This is a genomic window from Massilimicrobiota sp. An134 (assembly GCF_002160815.1).
Lineage (GTDB): Bacteria > Bacillota_I > Bacilli_A > Erysipelotrichales > Coprobacillaceae > Allocoprobacillus > Allocoprobacillus merdigallinarum.
Genome location: NZ_NFLH01000064.1, coordinates 1 through 3528, shown reverse-complemented (window position 1 = coordinate 3528; position 3528 = coordinate 1). Strand labels below are relative to the sequence as shown.

The 3528-nt window shown below is 31.1% G+C and carries 4 protein-coding genes; 1 reads left to right on the top strand and 3 read right to left on the bottom strand.

The features are described from left to right. Window positions 1-241: 241 nt before the first annotated feature. The 3 genes from B5E79_RS13105 to B5E79_RS13095 all read right to left on the bottom strand — a co-directional run bounded on the left by B5E79_RS13105 (window position 242) and on the right by B5E79_RS13095 (window position 2554). Window positions 242-1240 carry a GGGtGRT protein gene (locus B5E79_RS13105; RefSeq protein ID WP_087243931.1) on the bottom strand — a complete coding sequence of 333 codons (999 nt, stop codon included), beginning with the start codon at window positions 1238-1240 and terminating at the stop codon, window positions 242-244. A 13-nt stretch (window positions 1241-1253) separates the two neighbouring features. After that, a complete protein-coding gene (locus B5E79_RS13100) occupies window positions 1254-1946 on the bottom strand; it encodes an iron-sulfur cluster assembly scaffold protein (protein WP_087243932.1) in 693 nt (230 codons plus the stop codon). Window positions 1947-2200: 254 nt separating this feature from the next. Then, entirely contained in the window at window positions 2201-2554 is a 354-nt protein-coding gene (locus tag B5E79_RS13095) for a helix-turn-helix domain-containing protein (protein WP_087243933.1), read from the bottom strand. A 158-nt stretch (window positions 2555-2712) separates the two neighbouring features. Here B5E79_RS13095 and B5E79_RS13090 point away from each other — a divergent pair, with 158 nt between their 5' ends. Continuing rightward, entirely contained in the window at window positions 2713-3393 is a 681-nt protein-coding gene (locus B5E79_RS13090; RefSeq protein ID WP_087298345.1) for a hypothetical protein, read from the top strand. The last annotated feature ends 135 nt before the right edge of the window (window positions 3394-3528 follow it).

Below are 3528 nucleotides of genomic sequence, written 5' to 3'. Positions count from 1 at the left end.
AATCAGTGCTTATGACAATATCCCCGTAGTTAAGAATACAATTATATTGTATCATAAATTTAATGGGATAAAATTTTAAAAAACGAAAAAAATCAACAGGGGCTTTATGCGCTTTTTTTGCATAATAATAAAGAGTACATATAGTCATACCACAAGAATTACAGAAATAAAAAAAGAGTCACCTAGTCTAATATACTAAGTTGACTCCATTGGTCCTGATAAAATCAAGACTTTTTAAAAATTATTTACAAGCTTCTTCGATAGCTACGGCAACAGCAACAGTTGCTCCAACCATTGGGTTATTACCCATACCAATTAATCCCATCATTTCTACGTGAGCAGGAACTGAAGAAGAACCAGCAAATTGAGCATCACTGTGCATACGTCCCATAGTATCAGTCATACCATAAGAAGCAGGACCAGCAGCCATATTATCAGGATGTAATGTACGTCCTGTTCCTCCACCAGAAGCTACTGAGAAATATTTTTTACCTTGTTCAACACATTCTTTTTTATAAGTACCAGCTACTGGATGTTGGAAACGAGTAGGGTTAGTAGAGTTACCAGTAATAGAAACGTCTACACCTTCTTTGTGCATAATTGCAACACCTTCACGAACATCATCAGCACCATAGCAGTTTACTTTTGCTCTTGGACCATCTGAGTAAGCTGTTCTTGAAATTTCTTTCACTTCTCCAGTGAAATAATCAAATTGAGTTTCTACATAAGTGAAACCATTGATTCTTGAAATGATTTTAGCAGCATCTTTTCCTAAACCGTTTAAGATAACTCTTAATGGTTTATTTCTAACTTTATTTGCTTTTTCAGCAATTTTGATAGCTCCTTCAGCAGCAGCAAATGATTCATGTCCAGCTAAGAAAGCGAAACATTCAGTTTTTTCATCTAATAACATAGATCCTAAGTTACCATGACCTAAACCAACTTTACGATCATCAGCAACTGATCCTGGAATACAGAATGATTGTAAACCAACACCGATTGTTTTAGCAGCGTCAACAGCTTTTGTATCCCCATTTTTGATTGCCATTGCAGCACCTACTGTATAAGCCCAGCAAGCATTTTCAAAACAAATTGGTTGAGTTGATTTTACGATGTTATAAACATCAATACCTTTTTCATCACAAATTGCTTTAGCTTCTTCAATTGATTTAATATCATATTTAGCTAATGCAGCGTTAATCTGATCGATTCTACGTTCATAATTTTCAAATAATGCCATTTTCGTACCTCCATTATTCCTTTCTTGGGTCGATGTATTTTGCAGCACTATCGAATCTACCATAAGTACCAGTAGCTTCTTTAACTGCTTCATTAGCATCTTTTCCAGATTTAATCATATCCATCATTCTTCCAAGATTAATGAATTCATAACCGATGATTTCATTATTTTCATCTAAAGCAAGTCTGTTAATGTAACCTTCAGTTAATTCAAGATATCTAGGTCCTTTTAATTTTGTAGAATAAGCAGTACCAAGCATACTTCTTAATCCTTTACCTAAATCTTCAAGACCTGAACCGATAGTAAGTCCTCCTTCAGAGAAAGCAGATTGGCTACGTCCATAAACGATTTGTAAGAATAATTCTCTCATTGCTGTATTGATAGCATCACATACTAAGTCAGTATTTAAACCTTCTAATAAAGTTTTACCAACTAATGCTTCACTAGCCATAGCAGCAGAGTGAGTCATACCAGAGCATCCAAGTGTTTCGATTAATGCTTCTTCGATAATTCCTTCTTTAACGTTTAAAGTTAATTTACATGCACCTTGTTGAGGAGCACACCAACCAACACCGTGTGTTAATCCAGAAATATCTTTGATTTCTCTTGAATATACCCATTTTCCTTCTTCAGGAATTGGAGCACATCCATGACTTGCACCGCATTTAACAGTGCACATTTCTTCTACTTCTTTTGTATAAATCATTTTTTTACTCCTTTCATCTTCAAAATGATTAGCCAGACAAATCAGAAAATTGTGCTTCTTTTTCTGATTGCGGTGAAGGAATTTCACCTACTGTGATTATAAGTCAAATAGCCTTTAAAGTCAATGTAGACCGTACTTTCAATGTGAAAAAAATGTCTAAATAGCCCGAATGAATAAACTTGCTTATTGCAAATAAAAATGAGCTATAGTATAATGGGTTTGCTAGTAGTAAATAAAAAAAGAATAGCATGTTACTATTCTTTTAAATCTCTCATTTTTTCAATAATTCTGATTGAAGATTGAATGCTTTCCATTAAAATTTCACGTTCTTTATGGGAAAGACTTCTCATAAAATGAATGACCTTTGCTTCATCTTTTCCCTGAATTAATAAATCCATATTTTCATGATTTTGTAAATTCAAAAGGTGATTCAAATCAATATCTAAAATCTGACAAATTTCAACTAAAATATCTAAACGTGGAAAGTTTGTATCTGTAACATATGCTGAAAAAGCACCAGGTGAAATATTAAGCATTTTAGCAATATCTTTTTGTGTCATATTCTTTTCTTCCAATTTCGCAGCTAAGACTTTACCAATTTTTAACATATACCTCACCTCATTTTTTTACATTATAGCGAAGAGTTATAAAAATCTGTAAAATATTCATTAATAATAGATTTATATTTGATAACTATTTAAACTATTGATATAATAAAGTGACAAATAGATAAAAAAGTAACTATATAAGATAAGGAGATGCCTATATGTATATAGATGATTTTTTTCATTCTCTCACTTTATTACAGCCTACATATCAATTTATTAATGAAGATTTTTTTCGAGATAAAAAATATATTCAAATTCTTTCAAATGGTCAAATACCATTAGATATTCATATCAAAACTCCAGCTCAGAATTATTTGATTTATAGTGATCTTCATGATTTGAAACATCTTTATGCTTATGAATTGGATTCTCTTTATCATTATATAAATGAAATTTCACAATTTAAAATCACAATACCTTCTACACAGGCCATCTATTTAGAAGCGGGTATTTTAGAAGCTATTTATTTATATGATCATCTTTTTAAAACTTCTTTTAAACATTATTCAAGCTTATTATTACCATTATTTCATCTCTATCATATTTTAATAGGTCATCCACATAAAAATAAAGAAGCATACCCTCATACATATGCATTGCCATTCCTTCATCAATTATATGTCACAAGATTTTATTATTTTATTATTCAATATTGTTATTTTCGTTTTCAATGTCAACAGTCTCATTCTTTAACACATCCTTATCATTTCGAGTTACTGGTGGAAAACAAACTGTCACAGTATTTACAATTATCACCTATTCATCATATTGCTGATCTAACATATTTAAACAATCAACAGCTTGATGATTATATAAGTCAAATGCTAAATGCTTCTTAGGAAGCATTTTTTTAGAAAAAATCTAACCCTAGATAAATGTTGGTAACTATATTTAAAATATATTGATTATATGGTCTTAAATGAAAATTCATTTGTAAAGTCACTATATCTTAGCTCACACATGGAGTTCATGAT

What these genes read in the sequence shown, in the direction of transcription:
- B5E79_RS13105 (WP_087243931.1), bottom strand. Translation starts at nt 1,240, where the DNA reads ATGGCATTATTTGAAAATTATGAACGTAGAATCGATCAGATTAACGCT.
- B5E79_RS13095 (WP_087243933.1), bottom strand. Translation starts at nt 2,554, where the DNA reads ATGTTAAAAATTGGTAAAGTCTTAGCTGCGAAATTGGAAGAAAAGAAT.
- B5E79_RS13100 (WP_087243932.1), bottom strand. Translation starts at nt 1,946, where the DNA reads ATGATTTATACAAAAGAAGTAGAAGAAATGTGCACTGTTAAATGCGGT.
- B5E79_RS13090 (WP_087298345.1), top strand. Translation starts at nt 2,713, where the DNA reads ATGTATATAGATGATTTTTTTCATTCTCTCACTTTATTACAGCCTACA.